The 23,794-nt window shown below is 45.6% G+C and carries 15 protein-coding genes; 13 read left to right on the forward strand and 2 right to left on the reverse strand.

The window, feature by feature from the left end; translation table 11 throughout:
* Positions 1–152 precede the first annotated feature (152 nt).
* Positions 153–542 carry a DoxX family protein gene (locus tag J7623_RS09420; RefSeq protein WP_291919572.1) on the forward strand — a complete coding sequence of 130 codons (390 nt, stop codon included), beginning with the start codon at positions 153–155 and terminating at the stop codon, positions 540–542.
* A 751-nt stretch (positions 543–1,293) separates the two neighbouring features.
* Here J7623_RS09420 and J7623_RS09425 read toward each other — a convergent pair.
* Entirely contained in the window at positions 1,294–3,204 is a 1,911-nt protein-coding gene (locus J7623_RS09425) for an SPFH domain-containing protein (RefSeq protein WP_291919573.1), read from the reverse strand.
* Positions 3,205–3,252: 48 nt separating this feature from the next.
* Between J7623_RS09425 and J7623_RS09430 the strand changes: the two genes are divergently transcribed.
* The 8 genes from J7623_RS09430 (at position 3,253) to J7623_RS09465 (ending at position 16,475) form a co-directional block, all read left to right on the forward strand.
* Positions 3,253–3,414 (forward strand): hypothetical protein, encoded by a 162-nt coding sequence (locus tag J7623_RS09430; protein ID WP_291919574.1) that lies wholly within the window; start codon positions 3,253–3,255, stop codon positions 3,412–3,414.
* Positions 3,415–3,631: 217 nt separating this feature from the next.
* The gene (locus tag J7623_RS09435) at positions 3,632–4,498 is read left to right on the forward strand and encodes an ROK family protein (protein WP_291919575.1); all 867 of its coding nucleotides are present in this window, start codon (positions 3,632–3,634) and stop codon (positions 4,496–4,498) included.
* Positions 4,499–4,814: 316 nt separating this feature from the next.
* Positions 4,815–5,423: an RNA polymerase sigma factor gene (locus J7623_RS09440; RefSeq protein WP_291919589.1), complete on the forward strand. Its 609-nt coding sequence runs from the start codon at positions 4,815–4,817 to the stop codon at positions 5,421–5,423.
* A 64-nt stretch (positions 5,424–5,487) separates the two neighbouring features.
* Positions 5,488–6,606 carry a FecR domain-containing protein gene (locus J7623_RS09445; RefSeq protein ID WP_291919576.1) on the forward strand — a complete coding sequence of 373 codons (1,119 nt, stop codon included), beginning with the start codon at positions 5,488–5,490 and terminating at the stop codon, positions 6,604–6,606.
* Between the two features lie 121 nt (positions 6,607–6,727).
* Entirely contained in the window at positions 6,728–10,000 is a 3,273-nt protein-coding gene (locus J7623_RS09450) for a TonB-dependent receptor (protein WP_291919577.1), read from the forward strand.
* A gap of 17 nt (positions 10,001–10,017) precedes the next feature.
* Complete coding sequence (locus tag J7623_RS09455) at positions 10,018–11,613, forward strand: RagB/SusD family nutrient uptake outer membrane protein (RefSeq protein WP_291919578.1); 1,596 nt, start codon at positions 10,018–10,020, stop codon at positions 11,611–11,613.
* Positions 11,614–11,799: 186 nt separating this feature from the next.
* Positions 11,800–13,077 (forward strand): Gfo/Idh/MocA family oxidoreductase, encoded by a 1,278-nt coding sequence (locus J7623_RS09460; RefSeq protein WP_291919579.1) that lies wholly within the window; start codon positions 11,800–11,802, stop codon positions 13,075–13,077.
* Positions 13,078–13,112: 35 nt separating this feature from the next.
* The gene (locus tag J7623_RS09465) at positions 13,113–16,475 is read left to right on the forward strand and encodes a DUF1080 domain-containing protein (protein WP_291919580.1); all 3,363 of its coding nucleotides are present in this window, start codon (positions 13,113–13,115) and stop codon (positions 16,473–16,475) included.
* Between the two features lie 57 nt (positions 16,476–16,532).
* Here J7623_RS09465 and J7623_RS09470 read toward each other — a convergent pair whose 3' ends face one another.
* Complete coding sequence (locus J7623_RS09470; RefSeq protein WP_291919581.1) at positions 16,533–16,877, reverse strand: glyoxalase/bleomycin resistance/extradiol dioxygenase family protein; 345 nt, start codon at positions 16,875–16,877, stop codon at positions 16,533–16,535.
* A 283-nt stretch (positions 16,878–17,160) separates the two neighbouring features.
* On the opposite strand from J7623_RS09470, the gene J7623_RS09475 reads away from it, so the two are divergent.
* The 4 genes from J7623_RS09475 to J7623_RS09490 all read left to right on the forward strand — a co-directional run.
* On the forward strand, positions 17,161–18,222 hold the full coding sequence (locus J7623_RS09475) for a hypothetical protein (RefSeq protein ID WP_291919582.1): 1,062 nt from the start codon (positions 17,161–17,163) through the stop codon (positions 18,220–18,222).
* A gap of 11 nt (positions 18,223–18,233) precedes the next feature.
* The gene (locus tag J7623_RS09480; protein ID WP_291919584.1) at positions 18,234–19,676 is read left to right on the forward strand and encodes a hypothetical protein; all 1,443 of its coding nucleotides are present in this window, start codon (positions 18,234–18,236) and stop codon (positions 19,674–19,676) included.
* A gap of 47 nt (positions 19,677–19,723) precedes the next feature.
* Entirely contained in the window at positions 19,724–23,308 is a 3,585-nt protein-coding gene (locus J7623_RS09485; RefSeq protein WP_291919585.1) for a hypothetical protein, read from the forward strand.
* Between the two features lie 92 nt (positions 23,309–23,400).
* Positions 23,401–23,794, forward strand: a 394-nt coding sequence (locus tag J7623_RS09490) for a DUF6443 domain-containing protein (RefSeq protein WP_291919587.1), incomplete at its 3' end; no start/stop codon positions are given.

Consider the following 23,794-nt stretch of genomic DNA (forward strand, 5'->3'; position numbering starts at 1 on the left):
GAGGCAAAGATAAGCAGAAAGCAGAAATGCGCTGTATTTCTGCTAACCCGGAGGAAAGCGCTAACCGGCAGGAAAGCGCTTTCCTCCGGGTAACTCTGCTTCCTGCCCGCTTAATTAGCACTAGGTTTGTCTCCTTACTCAAATTTATAACTATGAAAATTGTTCCACTGTTGGGCCGGGTTTTATTCGGCCTTATTTTCCTGATGTCTGGTCTTACTCATATTACAGGCGCCGGCGCGGACCATGCCGCTGCGGCGGGTGTACCTGTGGCAGGCATTTTAGTGCCATTTGCAGGCCTTTTGTCGTTGCTGGGTGCCCTGAGCATATTGCTGGGATATAAAGTGAAATATGGCGCCTGGTTGATCGTTATCTTCCTTGTGCCGGTAACCATTGCTCTCCACAATTTCTGGGCGGTTAAAGATCCCATGCAGTTGCAAATGCAAATGGCCATGTTTATGAAGAATGTAGCTATTCTGGGAGGCGCCTTACTGTTCGCTTACTTTGGAACCGGGCCTTATAGCCTCGATAACAGGAAGGCCTGATACGATTGCTGCCATAAAAAATACCGGATGCCGGAAAGCGGTAATGAATCGTCATTACCGCGTTTCCGGGTTCGGCATGTCTCCGTTGCTGTTATGAGCGGGGAGACGGAGGTATAGGGATCATACAATGGACAAAAGGGTATGGCAAGGGATAAATAGTAATTGGGGCAACAACATGCATGAAAATTAGAACGGCGAAAAGGGATAAATAGTAATTGGGATAACAACATGGATGAATTTTATATAGGTTAAATGATAATTGGGGTAACAACATGCATGAAAATTAGAACGGCGAAAAAGGGATAAATAGTAATTGGGATAACATCATGGATGAATTTTGTATAGGTTAAATGATAATTGGGGTAACAACATGCATGAAAATTAGAATGGCGAAAAAGGGATAAATAGTAATTGAGGTAACAACATGGATGAATTTTATATAGGTTAAATGATAATTGGGGTAACAACATGCATGAAAATTAGAATGGCGAAAAAGGGATAAATAGTAATTGAGGTAACAACATGGATGAATTTTATATAGGTTAAATGATAATTGGGGTAACAACATGCATGAAAATTAGAATGGCGAAAAAGGGATAAATAGTAATTGAGGTAACAACATGGATGAATTTTATATAGGTTAAATGATAATTGGGGTAACAACATGCATGAAAATTAGAATGGCGAAAGGAATAAATAGCATCCTTGAGTAAACCAGGATCAGGCGGGCGAGGCCTAATCCCGGTGTTTATTATTCCGGTTGTTTATCGGCGGCTTGTTTCTTTGCTACATCTTCGAGTAATTTCAGTCCGAGCAGTCCACTGATAGGACCGTTGGCTCCATCGCCGCCACCGATCAGTACATCCGGCATAATGCGGATATTTTGTGCACCGATAGCTTCCATCACTTTCAGTTGTGTAAAGTTGTTGCCACCCATTGCTTCCACGGCCAGTTTGTACGATTCCGCGCTGGACTGACCAATGGCCAGGATTTTTTCCGCTTCTGCTTTACCGGTGAGGGCAATTTTTTCTGCGTCTGCTTTTGCGATCCACTCGGTGCGTTCTGCTTCTGCTTTGGCCAGAAGTCTCACTTTTTCCGCTTCACCCGCTGCGAGTAATTTCATCCGGTCACTTTCCGCATTTGCCTGCAGACGTACGCTGTTGGCGTCACCGGTGGCTTTTTTCACAGAGGCATCTGCATGTCTTTCTGCAATCCAAACACCCTGGTCGGCTTTTACGATTTCTTTCTGCATTTCCGCAATAGCTGTTTCTTTTTCAAGCGACTGCCGTGTTTCCTGTGCCAGTCTTTCTGTATCGTAAGTAATCTTTTGTTCTTCCGCTATTTTACGATCGGTCAATGTTTTCATCAGTGTTTCCGGTGGTACGATGTCACCAATCAGCGTGTCTACACCGAATACGTTATACTGATCCAGTACATGGCCGATATGTTCTTTCGCGGAGTTTTGTCTTTCCTTGCGACTGGTCAGGAAGCTGATTACATCAGAGCCCTGGGCCGAGTTACGGAAGTAGTTACCGATGGTAGGTTCCAGTACCTGTGTAACGAGGTTGCTCATATTTCCGAAGCGCGCAATTACCTTGGGGGCTTCGTTGGTAGGGATATGAATGATCTGCGATACATCGAGGTTGAACGTAAAACCGTCGCGGCTCCTCACGGTGATGGTAGAGAGGTTTTTATCCAGCTGGTGCGCTTCGCTTCTGGCGGAGGCCCAGTTGAGTACCAGGTTGGTGGTAGGTACCAGTTCTACTTTCATGATATAAGGATTCACGGGATATTTACCTGGGCCTAAAGGCTCTGCCCATACACCTTTGGTGCCTTTGGCAACGATGTTACCATGTTTAAATTCTGCGCCGCTGATATCCACGCCGTCGTTACCTACGAAAGAGATGACCACTCCTACATGCCCGATGGCGATTTCGGTCATCTTTACGAGTTCCAGTTTGGCAAACCAGGGGTTGATAAAGTAGGAACCGGCAAGAATGACTTGTTCCTGTAACCCTTTATAACCGCCATTTTCAAGGAATGCATCCACATCCTGGAAGTTGTTATGGTTTTCGATGGTTTTACCCGCGATAGAACCGGTTTCAATGGCTTTACCTTCGAGGGTGGTAATGATACCTACGGCGTTGTCAGGGATAGACAGCATATCGGCCATTTCCACTTCAAAGAGAAAGGTATTGATACGATACGATCCGGGTGTGATGATAGCGGTTTGCCGTCCTTTGCGGCCGCCGTTCTGCAGGAATGCCACTGCATCCTGGAAGGAGTCGCAGGCTACTTTGCGGGCGAGGATAGCACCTGTTTCCAGTTCCATACCATCTTTAGCGAGTACCAGTCCGATTTTGCCGGTAGGGATAATGGTAAAGGGCTGGAAGGCTACGCTATACTGCCAGATCCATTTCCAGAAGTATACGCCGGGAGCCAGGGTTTGTGCCTGGAAGCCGGCTTCCCCGTTGGTGGCCAGGATGCGGCCTTCGGGAAGTTCCTGTTTGCCAAGGAGTACGAATTTCTTTGTTACCAGGCCGATACGGTCTTCCGGTACAATAACTACGCCGAAGCATATACGAAGAATTACCTTGTACAATAACAGGCATAGCAGGGGCACGCCAATGAGCAGCGCCCAATTGAGAACAGTGTTTTGCATTGTGGGTTGTTGTTAAGAAATGTTTAGATAAAATCCTGGGTATGGCATATGACTATGCTGCTGACGATGTTGTCAGAACATAACAAAGGCCGGGCAGTAATATTTTATAAACTTGGGGGAGAAGTGTTGAAGTTCGTAAGAATATATGCAGTCAGAAAAATGTTGCCGGAGCAATTATCAGATTCCATTGTAGGATTAATTATGATGTAAAAGTGTATAATATTTTTCATCTGTCAAAATATTTTCGACAACTTTTCTTTTGAAAAGAGTCGCCTGTTTTTTTGATTTTTCGAAAAACAGCCTATATTGGGTTTAGTTTAACCATTTTTCACGTTGCTAAAACGATTTTTCTGAGCAAATCAACCAAAATATGTTTTACATTTGTTTAGGTTAAACGATTTAGCAAACATTATAGCTTAAGTTTTATATGAAGAATTCCACGGCGTTAGGAATCGATATTGGCGGCTCTCATATTACCGCAGCCTTAGTTGATCTGGGTACAAGATCTATTATAGAAGGTTCCTGGAACCGTACCCGCATTGACTCTCACGGGGAAGCCACAGATATCATTGCCTCCTGGGCAGCCGTTATCCGCGAAGTATTTAACAATGCGCCGGCAGGCGTTCAACATATCGGCATCGGTATGCCGGGTCCGTTCGACTATGAACAGGGGATCAGTCTTATGAAAGGGCAACATAAATACGATGCCCTCTATCAGCTGAACGTGAAAAATCTCCTGGCAGAAAAATTAGGCATTACGCCTGCACAAATCCGCTTCATTAACGATGCCGGTTGTTTTCTGCAGGGAGAAGTATTCAGTGGCGCCGGCAGAAACTATGAGCGCGTCATCGGCCTTACACTGGGCACCGGCCTCGGCTCCGCCGTGTACCGCGATGGCAAATCCAAAGACGCCGACCGCTGGTGCACTCCCTTTAAAGATGGCATGGCGGAAGATTATCTCTCCACCCGCTGGTTTGTGAAACGTTACCAGGAAGTAAGCGGTCAATCCGTTCCGGATGTACGCGCTTTAGTTGCTCGTATAGGCGTTGACGATAGTATTCAGGGATTGTTCGATGAGTTTGCCGTCAACCTCGCTACCTTGCTGGCGGATTTTGTACAGGCAGAACAACCGGAAGTAATTGTAATTGGCGGTAATATAGCCAACGCGGCTGACCTTTTCTTTCCATTATTAATTACTACCCTGCAACAACACAATATCCATATCCCGGTGGTTACCGCTACCCTGGGAGAAGCCGCTGCATTGATCGGCGCCGCTAGCTTGTGGCACGAGTAGGAGAGCGGAAAGCATAAAGCAGAAAGCAAAAAGCTATTTTAGCGGATGATCGAAGCGGATTTTGTCTGTAGGCAGTATACTGATTCTATTTTTATTTAAGAAGATGGGCGAAGACCGTGGTATATATACTACAGTCTTCGCCCATCTTCTTAAATCTATTAAATCAATAAAATATTTAATCAGTCTAATCCTGTCTACAGACAAAATCCGCTTTGATCATCCGCTAAAATACCTTTTTGCTTTCTGCTTTATGCTTTCCGCTTTTTGACTTATCTTGGAGCATCAACCACTTCTAAATATTTACTGTTTGAACGACGTGTCAACTGCCGCCAATAATATCTTGTGGGAAAGCATCATCAATGGTGATCAGGAAGCCTACAGGGAGTTATATGAGTTGTTTGCGGAGATGCTTTACCGCTACGGACTTCGTTATATTCAGGATACTGCTACCATCAAGGATTGCATACAGGATTTGTTTACAGACCTGTACCATTACCGGCGAAATCTGTCTCCTAAAGTAAATATCCGCTACTACCTGCTCCGCTCTTTCCGCCGGAAAATACATACTGCTGTTAAGAAAACAGTGACCTTAAACCGCGCAATGGAAGTGGAAGATTTTTTTTCCATCACCTATGAGCCGGATAAGGAAACACAAATTATTGCTGCAGAACAGCAGCAACAAATGTTACGTATACTGGCAGAGGAATTAAATGCGTTGCCCGCCCGGCAAAAAGAACTGCTGTTCCTGAAATTCAATTGCAGCCTGTCGTATGAAGAAGTTGCGGGCATTATGAAAATAAGTGTGCCTACCTGCCGTACTCTCGCCTATAGGGCTTTCCGGCAGCTACGCACCAATATGGAAAAAATACCTGTGCTACCACTCCTGGTTTTATTGATGCACTGGCTCTCGCAAAAAAATAATTAAAAAATATTTTCGTTTTGGAGTCTATGCCGGAACCATTTGCTACTCTTTATTGGAAATACCTTGCATGAAGCCTGGAGATGAACAACCGAAACTGGAAGACTTATTGAGCAATGACGGGCCCTCGTCCGCACAACCGGCCGACCCGGCACAGCAGGAACTGGCCGCAGCCGTACAGCGCATGATTGTAAATGCCGGGCAGGAATCATGGGATCCATCCGACAAAGCCTCGCTATGGAACAACATTGCAGGGCAACTGGTACCACAACATTTCCGCTACCGCTACCTGTTTGTAAAAGTGGCCGCTGCCATATTAGTATTACTGGCAATAGGCGCCTGGTGGCTATGGCCACGCCAACATTCCGCACTGGTACAATTTGCACAACAGCACCGACCGGCAGAAAATACCACAGATACCCGCCTCATATTGGGCCAAAACAAATCGGTGGTGGTACAGGGTAAAAATTCATCGCTGGTATATGCCGGCAGCGGCGTTACCATCAACGCCAACAATACGCCAATTCCGGCAGAAGAGTATAATACCCTGATTGTACCCTATGGCCGCCGCTCCCGTGTACAGCTGGAAGATGGTACCGTGGTATTTCTCAATGCAGGCTCCCGCCTGGTATACCCGGCCACTTTTAAACAACATAAAAGAGAAGTATACCTGGAAGGAGAGGGCTTCTTCGACATTGCTCCCAATGCCGCGGCTCCCTTTTACGTATATGCGTACGGGGTAGCTACGGAAGTATTGGGCACCACCTTTAATGTATCCGCTTACCCCGATGATGCCCGTCAAAGTGTAGTACTGGTATCCGGAAGCGTACGCCTGCACCTGCAACACGGCTTGTTTGGTAAGCAAACCCGGGAACTACAACCCGCTGAAATGGGCCTCCTGGAAGACGACGCACTGGAAGTGAGCCACGTGAATGTAAATGCCTACACTGCCTGGAAAGAAGGCCGCCTGTTGAATCTACACACACCACTGAAAGACATCCTGAAGAAATTAACGCGATACTATAATATAAAGCTGGACCTCGATTCCTTACAGCCCGGACTAGAAACCTTTTCCGGTGACCTTGATCTTGACGAAAACCTTGAAAACGTACTTGATATTATCTGCGCTGCCAACTCCCTGCGCTATGAACGCCAGGGAAAAGGCTTTGTATTGAAAGAGAAAGATTAATAACCATACATATCACCAAAAAAAACCGGAAGATGGTGGAACATCTTCCGGTGGCACTACCCCCGCTGAACACGGGGACAGGCTTGTCTTTTTGTTTAACGAAAAAAAACATCGTGAAGTTATGAAAAAATTCTATGCACAATGGCGCATTCCGCCAGGCAATACTTTTGCCGCTAAATTAGGGAGAACAATGAAGCTAACTGTAATTTTGCTATTTGCCGGTATACTGGGCATCTCCGCTAAAGGCCGGTCGCAGGACAATCATCTCTCGGTGAAATTGCACCAGGGAACTTTACCTCAGCTGTTTACTCAAATCCAGCTGCAAAGCACCTGGCGCATCTTTTATAAAGATGAACTGGTGAACCGGGAGCAACCTATTACCCTGGACCTGCAGGACAAAAAAATCAATGAAGTACTGGACAAAGCATTACTCAACACCAACCTCAGCTATCGCATTGTACGCAACCAGGTAGCCATTATTCCTAAAGAGAAAATTAAAGGTGAGCATCCCACCGCGCCTCCATCCGTACTGGAAGATAGCGCCTATGTGATACGGGGACGTATATACGATACACATGAACCACCACAGGCATTGCCCGGCGTTACCATCCGCGTAAAAGACAATAACAACATCGGTACTACCTCTGATGCCGATGGATATTTTACCCTGAAAACGAGGAAGAATGCCGTTCTTGTTTTTTCACAAATGGGATACCTGCCCCAGGAATATACCGTTATCCGTAGTTTGAATGCCCTCAATATATCCCTGAAGGAAAATGTATCCGCCCTTGACGAAGTAGTGGTAGTAGGGTTATCGGAACAACAGAAGAAGCACATCGCCAGTTCTATTGCTACCGTGAACATTGCACAACAAACCAATGGTAAGCCTATTACCGCTTTATCGCAGGCATTGCAAGGAGGTGTAACAGGCATACAGGTTACCCAGAGCTCCGGTTTACCCGGTGGCGATGCAGCAGTGATCAAAATCCGTGGTATCAGCACCACCAATTTTTCCAATCCATTGGTGCTGGTAGACGGTGTACCTATGGACATGGATTATATTGATCCTGTTACTGTAGAAAGTGTGACTATCCTGAAAGACGCCGCCGCTGCAGCAGTATACGGCGCCCGGGCCGCCAACGGCGTTATCCTTGTTACAACGAAACGTGGCGTAGCCGGAAGGGTAGCTGTCACCTACGATGGTTATTACGGGGTACAGTCACCGTCAACCATGCCGAAACTGGTGGAAGCGCCGCAATATATGCGCATGTACAATGAAGCGCAGGTGAATGCAGGCAACCAGCCTTTTTATTCTGAGGAGGATATCAGGCATACGGAAGCAGGGGATGATCCTGTTAAGTATCCTAACACCAACTGGCAAAAACAAATTCTCAATCGTGCTGCACCTATTACCAGTCATTCGCTGGGAGTAAGCGGTGGTAACAGCCTGGCGCGTTTCGCATTAACCGCTAATTATCAGAATCAACAAGGCATGATTCCTTTGAATCATTCCAATAAATATAATATCCGCGCCAACACGTCTATTACCCTGAATAAAAAATTCCTGGTGTACATGGATATGCTGGCTATCAAAAGAAATACATTTTATCCTAACCGCCCTAATGGCAATGATGGTAACCGGATACTGGAAGACATCTTCCGTGTACCGCCTACTATCCTGCCCAAGTATCCACAGAAAGATGGTGCGCCTCTTATTTATGGCCGTTACGTAGATATTGTGAACCCTGTAGCTTATGCGGAACATGGCGGACGTTCCGCCAATGAATACGGACAATCAAGTATCAACCTGCAGCCAAAGTGGGAAGTGTTACCAGGGCTTAACCTGCGCGGCCAGTTTAGTTTCCGCCTGAACAGTGATGTAACCCGCACTACCCGTGATAACTATTACTTCTTCGACTATTACACCGGTAAACTGGTACAAACCTGGGGTGTACAACGCAGCGCCAGCATGGCCAGAACGACTTACTATTATGCCGGTGTTACTGCAGATTATACCTACGATCTGAAAGACCATCATTTCTATGTGATGGGCGGCTATTCACAGGAAGAAAATAACGGCGACTATTGGGAGGTAAGATCGTTGTTGTCGTTTTATGGAAAGGTGAATTATTCCTATAAAGATAAATACTTACTGGAAGGAGCTATACGTACAGATGGTTCTTCCCGTTTCGGGCCAGGTCATAAGTATGGTACCTTCCCTTCTGTAGCTTTAGGATGGAATGTGCATAAGGAAAACTTTATGCAATCTATGCCCGCCATCAACAACCTGAAACTGCGTGCTTCCTATGGCCGCCTGGGTAATGAAAATATCGACTTGTACCAGTATCAGAATATGATCAACCCGGGAGATGGTACTGAAAGTATATTTGGTAACCCGGACATCACCTGGGAAACAGTAGACATGCTGGATCTGGGTGTGGACCTGAGTTTGTTTCAAAGTAAACTGGAGCTCACGTTTGATTACTATAATAAGGCAACCAATGGCATTATCCTGAATCCACCGGTATCTTATGTAGGCGGTATGGGTAAACCACCAATCAATGCCGGTAAGCTGCGTAACAAAGGCCTGGAGTTGTCATTGAACTATAATAGCCGTATTGGAAAAGATATCACGCTATCTGTACGTCCGGGTATTTCTTATAATAACAACACACTGCTTTCTTTATTGGGTGGCCCTTACATAGATGGTAACCACATTAACAAAGAAGGATACGCGTTGAATAGTTTATACGGCTACAAAACCAACGGGTTATTGCAGGCCGCCGACTTCAAAGCTGATGGTACCCCACTGGTACCTGTCATTGCGAACGAGAAGCCCGGCGATATCCGTTACGTAGATCAGAATGGTGATAACATTATTGATGGCAACGATCAAACAGTGATGGGTAACCCCACTCCTAAAGTGGATTTCTTCGCAAATTTCCGCATCACCTATAAAAAATGGGAACTGGAAATGCTGCTGCAGGGCGTAAGCGCCAACGACGCGGTGCTCGGTGGGATGTTGGCTTATCCATTGGATATGTCGTTCGACGGTGGTGTGCCAACGCAATATTATGCCAACAACTACTGGACACCGGAACGTACCAATGCCCGCTTTCCGCGCCTGACTACTTCACCCAGCATCAACAAATTATCTTCTGATTTCTGGATACAGAACGGAGCGTATGTGCGCATGAAGTATATCCAGCTAGGCTACAATTTCAGCAGTACCCGTTTAAAACGTATAGGCGTTAACGGTGCCCGCGTGTATGTGAATGCACAAAATCCATTTGTGTTTACTTCTATGAAGCTGGTGGATCCGGAAAGCCAGGGGAACCAGTGGACGTACGGTATTATGAAAGTATACACGGCAGGGGTGAGCATACAATTATAACCATTAAACTTTTCGTTATGAAGAAATATAGTAAGATGATCCTGCTGGCCCTGAGCTTATTATCATTGCCGGCATGCAAAAAATTTCTTACCCATGATAATCCATCCGGTGTAACCGATGCAGAGTGGTGGAAAACAGAAGCGCATGCATATGGTGCGCTCGGCTCTATTTACGCCGGCATCCCCGCCGGTTCAACAGGCCGTAATGTGATGTTCTGGTCGGGCCTCAGTGACGAAGCCGTGTGCCGGGGCGACTTCCGCGGTAACTATGATATCTATACCCGCGGTTTACAAAACCCTACCTGGGACGTAGCAGAGTGGATCTGGAGAGATGATTATATCGATATCCGCCGGGCTTGTCGTTTCCTGGAAAACGTAGACAAATGTTATATGGACGATGACCTTCGTAGCCGCATGAAATATGAAGCCCGTGCGCTTAGGGCATTTTATCACATGGAAATAATGTTGTTTTTTGGCGATATACCTATTGTTACTGCTTCACTGACACCTGTGAATAATCACCTGAAAAGAGACCCTGCGCAGAAAGTATATGACTTTATCATCAGTGAACTGAAAGATTGCGCGGAACATTTGCCGCAGGAATATGCCAGCGATGAAACCTGGCGTATCTCTGCCGGTACCTGCAATGCGCTGATTGCGCGGCTGGCGTTATTTTATCATCACTATGATGTAGCGCGTGATGCGGCTGCTAAAGTTATCAGCTCCGGTGTATATAAATTATATCGCAGCGAAAAGCAGGGTGTAAATAACTATGCTGAGTTATTTAGTTATGTGGGTGAGCTGAACAAAGAGCGGATCTTTTTTAAAGCGGATGGTTGTAACAATGCATGGACCACTTTTGCTCCTTATGGTATTGGCGGTGAAACCTATGTATCACCTACGGCGGCAGTAGTAGATAACTTTGAAACCAAACAAGGGAAAACGCTCGTGGAACTGGGGCCAGATTCGGTAGCTATCTACCATAAAAATCCTAATTACAACAACAATCGTGATCCCCGGCTGCTGGCGTCTATCCTGTATCCCGGAGAGCAGTACCTGGATGCGAATTATATTTTATCACCTTTTGATAACGCTACCGGTAACACGGATAAAATAGGCGTGCAGAAATCAACTGCTACCGGATACTGGATCCGTAAATACCTGGATCCGCGCGACCGGCAGGGCAGGGGCGGTTCGCTCGACTTTATGATTATCCGTTACAGTGAGGTATTATTAATTTATGTAGAGTCGCTCATAGAACTGGACGACTGGAAAAATCCGGCGATCGTGCAGCATTTAAATGATATCCGTACGCGTGCAGGCATGCCCGTAGTAGACGTGCAACGTTACAACAGTGCAGCGATGCTGCGTCAGTTGATACGCCGGGAAAGACAGTCGGAGCTGGCATTTGAGGGGCAGCGCTACTTTGATATCCGCAGATGGGGTATCGTAAAACAGGTGATGAACGGCGAAGTATTGGGTGCTACCAACCCGCAAACAGGAGTGGCAGTGAAAGTACAGGACCGCGCTTATATGGATCGGGATTACCTGTGGCCGATACCAGAAAAAGAAACCTTGTCGAACCCGGAGATGAAACAAAATCCCGGATACTAACAGGTATTCACTATTTACCGCTTATCAAAAATTCTGTACCGCTACTTGCAATTCCTGATGTTAGATTATATCTTACCATTCGAAGAGCCAGAATCAAATAAGACGGTGAATTTATTATTATACAGTGAACGAATACTATCAGACCAAAACGCATTTAACAATCCGGCATTCTAATTAAACTGAAATATGGCGAAACAAAACAGCGATTCAAGGCGGGCATTTCTCAAAAATTCCCTGGGAGCGCTTGCTGCATTTACTATTGTGCCCAGGCATGTGCTGGGCCGCGGTTACCTGGCACCGAGTGACCAGCTGACCAAAGCCGTGATAGGCACCGGTGGCATGGGACGTGGCCACTTTGGCTATGCGGGCACCAGGGTAGTAGCACTTTGCGATGTAGATCGCAGTCACCTGAAACTGGCCATGGACCAGTTGGGTGAAAAAAGCAAAGGCGTTAAAACCTTTGCTGACTACCGTGAGGTGATTACCTTACCCGAAGTAGATATTGTACACATTGCTACACCTCCGCACTGGCATGGTATCATTGCTGCTGATGCAGCCCGTGCCGGTAAAGACATCTGGTGTGAAAAACCAATGACCGCCACCATCGGTGAAGGTAAACGCCTGGTGGAAGCCGTACAACAGCATGGCAGAATTTTCCGCCTGAATACCTGGTTCCGCTTTGAAGACAGGTTTTATGGAATGGGCACTACGGTGAAGCCTATCAAAAAACTGGTAGACAGCGGTCTGCTGGGATGGCCACTGAAAGTGACCGTGAGCAAGCATACCGGCTTTGACTGGAAATTTTACTGGGTGGGTAAAACCAACCTGGAAGAGATGCCGGTACCTAAAGAACTGGACTATGATATGTGGTTAGGGCCTGCGCCTTATCGCCCGTATAATCCGCATCGTGTACACCAGACCTTCCGTGGTTACTGGGATTATGATGGTGGTGGTTTGGGAGATATGGGACAACATTATCTTGATCCTATCCAGTATTTCCTTGGTAAAGATGATACCAGCCCGGTAAGTGTAGAAGTAGATGCACCACAACAACATCCTGATGCAGTAGGTACCTGGAGAAGAATTACCTATACCTACGCAGATGGTTGCCAGATTATCCTGGATGGTGAAGGTGCAGATGAAAAAGCTGCTTACATAGAAGGACCCAAAGGAAAGCTGTATCCTGGCTTCCGCTCTGATATACCTGACCTGGAAAAGAAACTGGCTGCCTTCCCTGATCCGGCGCCACAGCAAACAGATTTCGTAGACGCTGTGAAGAACCGTCGCAAATTTGCGCTGAATGAAGAAAATGGTCACCGCTCTGCTACCCTCGTAAACATGGGCAAGATTGCGCTGCGTTTGAACCGCTCCCTGAAATTTGATCCCGTAAAACAGGAGTTCATAGATGATGCCGGCGCCAACGCTCTCATCTATCAGCCGATGCGTGGACCATGGACTATCTAAAACAGCCGGAATCAGAACAAACAAGTAACTGAATTATGAAAAAGATACTACACTTACTCATTGCACTACTGGTTGGCGGGAGTAGCCTGGTGTCCGCACAGGGCCCAACAGATCAGCGTGCTTTCCATACCAAAGTGGCCGACGTGCTGGCATTGATGCCGTCTCCTCACCAGTCGCAATTTAACGCCAATATGCAGGCAATAGAAGCACTGGGAGAAGAAGGCTTAACTGCCATTGCCGGTATGCTGGCAGCGCCCGGAAAAGGCGATAACACGCAATTACAATATGCCATTGCCGGATATGCTTTCTATGTAACACAACCCGGTAAAGAAGCAGCCCGCAAACAAGCGGTAGCTGCGCTTTGCAAATCGCTGCCTAAAGCAAACGATCCGGAAAATAAAGTATTCCTGATCACCCAACTGGAAACCGTTGGAGATGATGCAGCGGTAAGCACCCTGCAGTCCTGCTTAACAGATAACCGCTTGTGTGATCCTGCTGCGCGTGCACTGGTGAAAATTAACACCCCTGCTGCACAACAGGCCTTATTACAGGCATTGCCTGCTGCTACCGGTTTCAACCGCATCACCCTCACCGAAGCGTTGGGAGATGCCCGTTATACCGCCGCTGCTGCCGCCATTGCACCGCTCGCCACTGATGCCGACAAAAAGCTCGCAAAAGTAGCGCTCTATGCCCTGGCACAGATTGGCGCACCTGCTTCTGCACCGGTACTCGCTGCTGCTGCCGCCAAAAGCGGTTATGCATACGATGTAACCGATGCTACCTCCTCGTATCTTTATTACGCGGGTCACCTGGCAGACAAAGCGGCTGCAGAGAAAATTGCAGACAACATCCTGAAACAGGCTAAAACAGATGGACAGGTATATACCCGTACCGCTGCGTTGCAACTGCTCACGGCTATCCGTGGTGAAAAGAACATGCCGCTGCTGTTAGCCGCTGCGGATGATAAAAACCGCGAGTACCGTGATGCGGCATTGAAGTTTGCCGGTCAGAACGGTCTTGCTGGTAACGCCGGCTGGTTGAAGAAACTGATAGGTCCTGATAACGCCAATAAAGCCGCTGTTATTGGTATGTTGGGAGATAATAAAGTAGCCGCTGCTTTACCTGCTATCCAGAAACTACTGGGTAGCAAAGATGCGGGCGTAAAGCTCGCTGCTATTAAAGCTGCTGGTCAAACTGGCGCCGCCGCTGCATTGCCTGCTTTGCTGCAAACCATGAAAACCGGCGATGCTGCTACCGTAGAAGCCGTAAAAAATGCCCTGCTGATTATGCCAGGGGAAGAAGTAGCTGCGCAATCCGGCGCTGCACTGGCAACTATGCCTGCTGCCGCACAAACTGCGTTACTCACGGTACTGGCTGCACGTAAGGCAGACAACCGCGTAGGCGATGTATTGCCGCTCACTGCCAGCAACGACGCTGCCACCCGCAGCGCCGCCATCAGTGCATTGAAAGATGTGGCTACCAAAAACAATCTTGCGGCACTGGTTGCCTTACTGAACAGCAGCAGCAATGCAACTGATATCAGTAACCTCCAGGAAGCGCTCATCAACGCGGGCGCCAACAGCGCGGACGTACTGGCGCAAATGAAACAGGCAGGTGGAGACAAACAAGCCCGCTACCTGCCCGTACTGGCCGGTATCGGTGAAACATCTGCACTGGCACCGGTATTATCCGCCTTCGCTAACGGCGACGCCGCTACGAAAAAAGCTGCTGTTGCGGCTTTGTCGGCCTGGAAAACACCTGCTGCTGCTCCCGCTCTGTTACAAATCGCCAGAGATAATAACAACAGCACTTACCGCGAAGAAGCACTGGCAGGCTATGTAGCCCTGACCCGCAGATCCGCTTTCCCGGCAGATCAGCAATTGCTCATGCTGCGCAGCGCCATGGAATTAGCCGGCACGCCTGCTTTGCAGCAGAAAATCCTGCAAGGTGTGGAACAATGCAAAACCATCTCCGCACTGCTGTTTGCCGGTAACTACCTCGACAACGCTCCTGTACAACAGGCTGCCGCCAACGCCGTGATGAACATCGCCCTGGCTGATAAAAGCTACAACGGCGCTACCGTTCGTGCACTGCTGGAAAAAACAGCCACCGTACTGAAAAATCCGGACGCAGATTATCAACGCCAGTCGATCCGCAAATACCTCGCGGAAATGCCTGCCGGCGATGGCTTCGTGTCTATCTTCAATGGTAAAGATCTCAGCGGCTGGAAAGGACTCGTTGAAAATCCTGTTGCCCGCGGAAAAATGGATGCGAAAACCCTCGCAAAAGCACAGCAGAAAGCCGACGACAACATGCGTAAAGGCTGGTCTGTGAAAGATGGTTTATTAGTATTCAATGGCAGTGGCGACAACCTGTGCACCGAAAAAAAATACGCCGACTTCGAAATGCTGGTAGACTGGAAAATTACCCCACAGGGTGATGCCGGTATCTATCTCCGCGGTTCTCCCCAGGTACAGATCTGGGATACTTCACGCACCGATGTAGGCGCTCAGGTGGGCTCCGGAGGTTTATACAACAACCAGAAAAACGAAAGCAAACCACTGAAACTGGCAGACAACGCTATCGGTGAATGGAACCACTTCCGCATCATCATGAAAGGCGATCGTGTAACCGTATACCTCAATGGTGAACTGGTAACCGATAACACCATCCTTGAAAACTACTGGGATCGCGGATTGCCGATCTTCCCGGAAGAGCAGATAGAATTGCAGGCGCATGGCACCTATGTAGCGTACCGCGACCTGTACGTAAAAGAGCTGCCTCGTCCCAAGCCTTATGTGCTGAGCGACGAAGAGAAGAAAGCAGGCTATAAGCTGTTGTTTGATGGTACCAACATGCACGAATGGATCGGCAACACCAAAGATTATGTTATCGACAATGGTGACATTATCATCGATCCATCCAATGGTGGTCACGGTAACCTCTACACGAAAGATGAGTACAAAAACTTCTCCTTCCGTTTTGAATTCCAGCTCACCCCCGGAGCTAACAACGGCCTGGGTGTACGCGCGCCACTGGAAGGTGATGCCGCCTACATGGGTATGGAATTACAGATCCTGGATAACGAAGCAGACGTATACAAGAACCTGCACGAATATCAATACCATGGCTCTGTATACGGTGTGATCCCTGCCAAACGTGGTTTCCTGAAACCAGTAGGAGAGTGGAATGTAGAAGAAGCTATTGTAAATGGCAATCGTGTAAAAGTGATCCTGAATGGTACAGTAATTCTCGATGGCGACATCGCAGAGGCCAGCAAAAATGGCACTATTGATCATAAAGAGCATCCGGGGCTGAAGAATGAAATCGGTCATATTGGTTTCCTTGGCCACGGTTCAAAAGTACGTTTCAGACATATGAGAGTGAAAGTACTGTAGTCGTTTTGTGAGATATTTTTTAGGGGCCGTTCTTACCATTTGGTAAGAACGGTTTTTTTATGCCTGTGTCAATTCGATTTTTCGTCCATCCAGATCTTGTATCAGTGCGGTATAGCCCCATTCCGTGGTGGCGGCTCCGTTAATAATACAGGCGGGCGGCAGTTCCAGCAGAAGTGTATCCAAATTATCTACTGAGAAGCCAAGCCGGGTGGTTTTGTCGGCCTCCGTTACGTCCTTGGGCAGCGGGTAAATTTCCAGCACGGTATTGCTGTTCGTACTCGCATAATGAAAAGGGCCTTTGCCATGACGGTGATAATGGAATTCGAAGCCGAGGCGGGTATAGAATTCCGCGAGTTGATCCGGGGCAGGTGTTTTGATGACGAGGAGTTGGAGGGTAGGCATAGGGCGAAAGTACTGTTATTAATGGATAAAGTTTGTTTGTTTTGCCTCCGGGTGGGAGTGGGTCTGCAATTCCCATTTAATTATGCGAAAATACCGGATACTACAACTAAAGTTGTAGTCGCTGTTTTGAAATAAATTATTTCCTTTGTGGCAGTGTTAACCTTTTTATTTATAAAGAGATAACTGTAGTTTTTTATCCCATTAGTAGTGAGCTAAGATTTGATGTTCGTGCTATTGCAAGTAAGTATTGGTAACCCTGGTAAAATTTAACAGTAACCTATATATGAAATACACATTTTTATTTTCCCTTTTATTCCTGGGATGTTTAAGCGTTAGTGCGCAGAGAACCAATAAGCTTGATTCTACTGGAAACGTTGGTATTGGTACGTTAACACCAACAGAGAAGCTCGAAATATCCTCGGGCGGATTATCCAAAATAAAACTTACACATTCTTCAGATGTTTTAGGGACAGTTGGCGCTCTTAAGTTTAATATGGCTGGTTCAGATCTTGGATCGTTGGAGGTAGAGCGATATATCGCCTCAGGAAGAAGGTCTAACATGAAATTTTTTGTCAAGGGTGATAGTTTAGCAGAAGCAATGAGAATAATAGAGACTGGTGCTATCGGAATTGGAGAAACTTCACCTGTTGCCAGATTGCATGTAAATGGTAAAGAGAAAACAATATTTAGCACTTTTACGCAAGAAGGAGTTGCTGCAAGTGATGCTGCATTAAGCATTAAGAGTGCTACAGGCACTTCAGGTGTGTATATTCCTGCGCTTGTTGGCCGGACGTATTATCCCGGTCGTTCATTTGGGTTGTATATTATAGGTGAAGCAGAGGATGTGCTTACTACTCCGGACATAGCTATGGGAGCCATTATATTGGATGGCAGGAATAAGAATAGTAGCCGGCTAAATACTAATAATGTACTGGCTGTCAATAGTGGTGGTGTGAATCTGATGCAGGTAAAAGCGAATGGTAGTGTAGGTATTGGTACTACCGATCCAGGCCCTTACAAGCTCGCTGTAGAAGGAACTATTGGTGCCAGAAGAGTAAAAGTAACACAGGCAACTCCATGGGCAGATTTTGTGTTTGCAGATGATTATAAACTTCCATCTTTACAGGAAGTGGAGTCTTTCATTAACGTAAATAAGCATCTTCCGGAAATTCCATCAGCCGCAGAAGTAGCCAAAGAAGGCATCGATCTGGCAGAAATCAACCAAAAACTATTGCAGAAGATAGAAGAGCAGATGCTTTATATCATAGAAATGAATAAGAAAATAAATTCCCTGACAAGTGAAATGAAGGAGCTTAAATCCAAAGTGGCGGCGTCTTCATTATAATATACCCGCTCATGAAATGTAGCTGTTTCCTTATCCTGTCCTTTCTCATTAGTGCTGTTACCCTACAAGCGCAGGATGGCCTCATAAAAAAAGATAGCCTGGTAAAGAAAGTGACTCCTATACCAGGGAAGTATCTTTCTCAGGTAAAGCAGAAGTCTGATAAAATGCAACGGCAGGTTTCCAAACGCAGCGAACAGGCATTGAGCCGGTTTATGAAGCAGGAGGAACGGTTAAAACGCCGCCTGGGAAAATTAGATTCCCTGAAAGCGAACAATCTCTTCGCGCATTCCATTGATTCGTTGGGAAGCCTGAAGGCGCGGATGAAAGGTAAGCTGGGTAAGTATTCCGGTGCTTTGTCACAAGTAGGCGGTGGGCAATACCTGGATAGCCTTGGTAACTCCCTGGCTTTTCTGAAGGAGTCAAAAGGGTTGCTGGCACAGTCGAAAGGCATTACCGATAAGTTAAATGGCTCTTTAAAGTCAGTAGATAACCTCAAAGATAAATTGGCACAGGCAGAGCAGATTAAAGCGTATATCCGGGAACGTAAGCAATTGCTGAAAGAGCAGTTAAGCCAGTATACCGGCTTTACAAAGGACCTGCAGAAGATGAACAAGGAAGCCTACTACTATGCGCAGCAGCTCAAGGAATACAAAGAGGTTTTCAAAGACAAGAAAAAGGCGGAACAAAAAGCCATGGAAGTGATTAAAAAAATACCGGCCTATAATGACTTCATGCAGAAGCATTCCCAACTGGCCAGTCTTTTTAATATCCAGGGCGCCACCGCCTCCGCGCAGAGTTTAGAAGGATTGCAAACCCGCAGCCAGGTAGAACAAATGATTCAGCAACGCATTGGTAGTGGTCCCAATGCCAGCGCAGCAGTGAGTCAACAGATGGCAGAAGCCCGTAGTAAGTTTGATGAACTGAAAAGTAAATTCCCTGACCTTGATAACGCCGCTGAAATGCCGGATTTCAAACCTAAGGAAATGAAGACGAAGAGCTTTTTACAACGGGTGGAGTTTGGAAGTAATATCCAGTTTCAGCGCAGTACTAAATTCTTCCCTACTACCGGAGATCTGGCGGGGCAAGCGGCGTATAAATTCCATAAAAACGGCAGCGCAGGACTTGGGCTTGCTTATAAACTAGGCATGGGTACCGGGTTTGATAACATCCGGTTTTCCAGTCAGGGTATGGGGATTCGTTCTTTCATCGACTGGAAACTCAAGGGTACTTTCTTTGTGAATGGCGGCTATGAGCAGAATTATCAGCCAGTGACAGAAGGCTTGCCGGAAGGTATTGGACAAAAGTGGACGCAGAGCGGGTTGATAGGGGTTAGCAAGAAGTATAAGATTAATAGTAAGCTGAAAGGGAATATGATGGTGTTGTTTGACTTTTTGTATAATTCGCATGTGCCCAGGACGGATCCGGTGAAGGTGAGGTTGGGGTATAATTTTTAAATATTTTTTTTTCAAGTTCATTGTTACCCATAAAGCAAATTTTTTGTATGAAGAAGTCGAGATATTTCCTCTTTCAACCAATGATAGGAAGTTTGAGAGGCCTTGTTTTAACAAGCGTATTAATTTTTTGCAGCCATATCAAAGCATTCCCTCAGGTACAAACCAGGACACCAGTACCTCCAGCGGGTGATAGTTATAACTTTAGTCCCAGTACGTTTTATCCTCCACCGGTAAATGCTGCCACTATGAATAAAGGTGGAGATGTAAGTGTGAACCTTTCATCTGGCACGCCTAATGTAGTGATTCCCCTTTTTAATGTTAAGTCCCGGACTTTAAGTTTGCCCGTGACCTTGAATTATGCTTCCAGTGGGATAAAAGTAAATGAGGCGGCAGGTATTGTTGGCTTAGGATGGAGTTTGAATTACGGAGGAGTCGTAAACCGAACCTGTTATGGCCTGCCTGATGAAACAAGAACAGCCACTACTTATCCTAATAACTTTACTAAACCGGATCCTGAAAATTATGATAGTGCAACATTGATTTATTTAGCTGCTGCTACAGATAGAGAAAGCGATGTGTTTGATTTTTCTGTTAATGGAATGATTGCCGGTCGTTTTATTTTTGGCCCGGATGGTAAAGCAATTTTGCTGGAAGATAAAAATTATAAAGTAGTTACAACGCTTAGCAGCATCCGTAGCGGTATTGAAATTATTGATGACAAAGGTATTCATTATTCTTTTAATGTCTGTGATACCTCTACCTACCAGAGAGGCGGTAGTTATTGTGCAGACAGGACTTCTGGCAGAACTGTTAAAGTAGGAAATGCCTGGTATTTGTCGAGCATTATCCAGCCCGGGCAGGATACTATTACTTTTGATTATATCAGTAATTATCATTCTTATTATGTGGATGTTAATGAAACGGAATCTATTGTAACCGCATCAGATGCATGGTCTTGCAGCGATGGAGGTAGTGGTATGGGCTGTCAGCGATATTCAAGTACATTCGACAATTGCTTTACACTGCAGACTATCAATGCTAAATTATTGCAACAGATAAGTTTTAAGAATGGATCTCTCAGATTTGACTATGGGGAAGATGATGCTATAAGAAAAGATATCGTTGGTGGGCAGTATTTAAGTGCTATTTCACTGGCAAATTCAAAAGGTGAATTTATCAGGGCAGCAAGTTTCAGTTATGGCTATTTCAAGGCGACCGGGTTTGGAAATTTTCTAAAGTTGAACGGGATGAATAATGATTCATCATTGCTTTATAGGATGGTGTTGAATAAATTGACTATTATGCCTTCCATTGAGGAGGTAAAGCCGAGTTATGATTACACGTTTTCCTATTTAAACGGTAACCTGTTGCCGGCTCGACTCTCTGGTGCCCAGGATTATGATGGATACAATAATGGGAAAGATAATTCTTATCTTATAACTGCAGTCACAGAGGAATATCCGAATATGACCTATTATGCGGAGGGATATCCCGCTCGTTATGGAGATCGTACGCCAGACGTAAATAAAATGCAGTATGGTTTATTAAACAAGATAGTGTACCCCACTGGAGGGTCAGATAGCATTGTTTATGCGTTTAATCGAACCCGGGAACAGTACATTGTTAAGCACCAGACAGCATACACCGGTGCTGTTCTAGGTAGTGGAACAAATACTGTAGAAGAAAGTAATGGAGACTTTATAATACCCTTCAAACAAAAAGTACTGGTTGATTTTAAGGTGCTGAATCCCGACCCGACCAAACCGGCTTCCCATAATCAAGGGTCTGTTTATTTGTTATATGATAATGACTATTCCATTTATTCAAAATCATATATGCCTGTAAACAATGCCCAGACTCCTGATTCTGTGCTGTTAGAGCCGGCCAGTTATCATGTACGATTGACGGCTGCAGGATCACTGGTGCAATCAATAGTCGGTATTTCTTATGAATATGCTCCTCCGGACACTTTGTATCGCGATGCACCTATTGGAGGGATGAGCGTGAGTGCGATTATAAGCAAAGATCCTATAGGTAAAGCTGATCTCAAAAAGAGCTATAGATATGAATATAAAGAAACAGGAGAATACTCCAGCTTCCGCGTGCAGGCAGACAGGAAATTTATGAGTTCATCCAGTATACCTCTGTTCAGAAGTTGTGGAGCGCAATGGAATTGTGACGAATACTCATCCTGCACTTACCTGGTGCATAGTAATTCAACAACCACACCTGTATCATTGATTGGTACAAGTGCCTTTTATCATAAATCAGTAATTGAAATTACAGAAGGTAAGGATTCCATTGACCGATGTGTAGAATATAGATATAAGTATAACCCCATTTTTTATGCAGGCATGCGGAATGGGCGTATTGCCAATACTCCGTATGGAGTACTCCCTGATTATTTGATAGGAGATACTCTGACTACTTTTTATGCCAGGAATAGAAACACCAATAGTATCACCGTTCAAAAAACGATTCAGAAAGCATACGAAGAAAAGTACCAGCGAATTGCATATAATTTTAACGTAAAGAAAATATATGAGTCGCTTTGTAAGTTCTCTCCTCCTGAGGATGTAGAATATAAAGCATTTTATATTAATGATTACCCTATTATCTATCAGGAGAAGAAATTACTTTCTACCATTGAAACAGAATATGCATTAAACGGAACGGGATATCTTCGGTCCAGCAGTCTGAATACCTATAATTCTGCGCCATACACCCTTCTTAAGGAAAATACAACACAATCAAGCAAAGGGGATACTTTGCGTACTGCCTTCCAGTATTATTGGCAGCTTAATTCAAATGCGTTAGCAGACTCAGTAAAGAGCCGCAACAACATATCAATTCCGGCGGAGGTCACGTCTTCCGTAAAAGGAGTTGTACAGACACGTAACACTGTTGATTATAAATTACAGGAAGATAATAACAAGATTATACAACCATATAAATACGTCACTATCAGACGTGACTCACTGCTTAAACAGCAATATGATGTAACCGCATTTGATCCATTTGGTAATGTACAGGAATTTGTGAAAGATGGATTTGTAACCACGTTGTTATGGGACTACAACAGTTCCTTATTGGCTGCCAGTGTTGTTAATGCAGGAAAACAAACAGTTGCCTATACCAGTTTTGAAGCAGATAATAATGGTGGCTGGACAGTGAGCGGTAATCAACGTAGTAATGCCGATGCTATTACAGGACAATATGCTTATTCCCTGACAAATGGAAGTATTACAAAGACCAATGTGCAACCGAACATTACATATTATATCACCTTTTGGGCGAAAGGAGGAAATGTTACTATTAACGGCATCCAGGCAACTCCCGGAGTGCAGCGTAAAGGGTGGACGTTCTATGAATATAAATTCACTCCGTCAGGTCCGAACCTTACTATTAATGGTACCGCATTAATTGACGAATTAAGGTTATTTCCTACCACAGCACAAATGACTACCTATACTTATACTCCTTTAATAGGTATGACCAGTCAATGTGATGTACGAAATACTATTTTGTACTATACCTATGATGGCTTAGGAAGGCTTGTAACAGTGAAGAACCAGGATGGTCTGATTGTGAAGCAATATGACTATCAATATCAGGCAGCTCAGACTAATTAAAACCGGTAAAAATGAAAACTCTGTCTACTATTTATCTCAATATACAAAGGGCATCAATAATCTTGCCGGCTGTGCTGTGCGCATTATCCTCGATGGCACAGAATTTACCTGATGTAAATGTTGTTCGTAAAACAGCGACAGCAGCTACAGTTCCGGCAGCTTATACTGTTCCCTCTATTAATTATATCCGTACCTGGGAGCCGTCCATGCCTACCTCTGATACAGCCGCTGTTAAGGCTGCCAGCCGTACGGTGGGTGAAGTAAAGCAAACCACCCAGTATTTTGATGGCCTTGGCCGTCCTATACAAACTGTGAGTAAAGGTGTTAGTGTTAGCGGGAAGGACCTGGTGGCGCCTATTATTTATGATGAATTGGGCAGAGAACAATATAAGTATCTTCCTTATGTTCCCAAGTCAGGCAATACAAATGACGGTAAATTTAAAACGGATCCATTTGCCGCTCAGCAGGCATTTTACCAGGATGGCA

The organism is Chitinophaga sp., from assembly GCF_017745275.1.
Lineage (GTDB): Bacteria > Bacteroidota > Bacteroidia > Chitinophagales > Chitinophagaceae > Chitinophaga.